The following is a 1,171-nucleotide window of genomic DNA, read 5'->3' on the forward strand; positions in this document are numbered from 1 at the left end:
GGCAGGCGGGCTCTCGAACAACTCAGTCCTCGGCTGCCTCGATCACCTTGTGTGCGCGTGGCTCGATCGCCGTTCGCTCGGTGCCTCGTCCGTCGTAGCGGCTGACCTCGTCCTTGCTGCGGGGAGGACGGTCGTTTGCGATGAGCACTGCCATCCACGGGAGCGGGATGGACGCCCCGACGATGGCCATCGCTATCCAGGGGTTGGCCCAGATGCTGTACGAGGCGGCCGCCAGCACGAGGGCTGGGATTCGGAACGACATGATGAACATGTACTTCTTCACGCGCGCGCGGTGCTGCTCCTCGACCGACGTCTGCGCTTCGGTGATCAGTGCTGGGTGCCTGGCCGAGCCGCTTTCGGCCGAGCTGTAGAACCCGGGTGTACGCGTCATGACTCCACTGTGTCACTACCTCGCTTCGAATGCACTCGTCGGCGTTGTTGGTCTCACCGGGCGCTTGTGCGGAATAATCGAGGCATGAGCACTCAGACCAAGGATCGCCCCGATATCGCCCCCGACGAAACCACCGATGACGACCGGCCGAAGTTCTTTCACTACGTCAAGAAGAACAAGATCGCCGAAAGCGCGGTCATGGGAACCCATGTCGTGGCGCTGTGCGGCGAAGTGTTCCCCGTGACGAAGTCCGCGAAGCCGGGCTCGCCGGTGTGTCCCGACTGCAAGAAAGTCTACGAAGGTTTGAAGAAAGGCGACTGACGAGGGGAGTTCGGTTGGGCGACGGTCTCGGCGTCGTCCGTCGCCTTACCGGGGCTTGTCATCGGAATCGCTCGATCTCGTGCGGTCCCCTGCAAGCCGAATCGGGCCGGTAGCCAGCCGCCATGCGACTGCGGTGACAGGTCCCGATTCCTCGTACGCGGTTTGCGCTGCGAGCCATTCCCGCATCTGCTCGATTCTGGTAGCGCGCGCCGGGAAATACTCCTGGATGGTTGCATTGAACTCGGCGCCCAGTACGACGGCGAAACCGAGGAAGAACGTGAAGAGCAGAAACGCGATCGGCGTCGCGAGCGCACCGTAGGTGTAGCCGGTTCCGGTGATCCAGGTCAGGTAGAAGCGCAGGACAGCGCTCGCGATCATGAAGAACACGCCGGCCAAGAGCGCCCCGCCCAGTAGACGGTGCCACGGCAACGAGGTGTGCAGCGCTACCTTGTAGAGCGT

At 63.0% G+C, this 1,171-nt stretch carries 3 protein-coding genes; 1 reads left to right on the forward strand and 2 read right to left on the reverse strand.

Annotated elements, in window-relative coordinates; translation table 11 throughout:
• Positions 1–22 precede the first annotated feature (22 nt).
• A complete protein-coding gene (locus A2J03_RS16300; protein WP_068375882.1) occupies positions 23–391 on the reverse strand; it encodes a DUF3099 domain-containing protein in 369 nt (122 codons plus the stop codon).
• Positions 392–475: 84 nt separating this feature from the next.
• On the opposite strand from A2J03_RS16300, the gene A2J03_RS16305 reads away from it, so the two are divergent.
• Entirely contained in the window at positions 476–712 is a 237-nt protein-coding gene (locus tag A2J03_RS16305; RefSeq protein ID WP_032398413.1) for a DUF3039 domain-containing protein, read from the forward strand.
• A gap of 45 nt (positions 713–757) precedes the next feature.
• Here A2J03_RS16305 and A2J03_RS16310 read toward each other — a convergent pair.
• Positions 758–1,171, reverse strand: a 414-nt coding sequence (locus A2J03_RS16310; RefSeq protein WP_197480820.1) for a YhjD/YihY/BrkB family envelope integrity protein, incomplete at its 5' end; no start/stop codon positions are given.

Origin of the sequence: Rhodococcus sp. EPR-157 (assembly GCF_001647195.1) — a bacterium.
GTDB lineage: Bacteria > Actinomycetota > Actinomycetes > Mycobacteriales > Mycobacteriaceae > Rhodococcoides.

Bases quoted from the DNA above. Each gene is read 5' to 3' on its own strand.
- A2J03_RS16300 (WP_068375882.1), bottom strand. From the start codon at position 391: ATGACGCGTACACCCGGGTTCTACAGCTCGGCCGAAAGCGGCTCGGCC.
- A2J03_RS16305 (WP_032398413.1), top strand. From the start codon at position 476: ATGAGCACTCAGACCAAGGATCGCCCCGATATCGCCCCCGACGAAACC.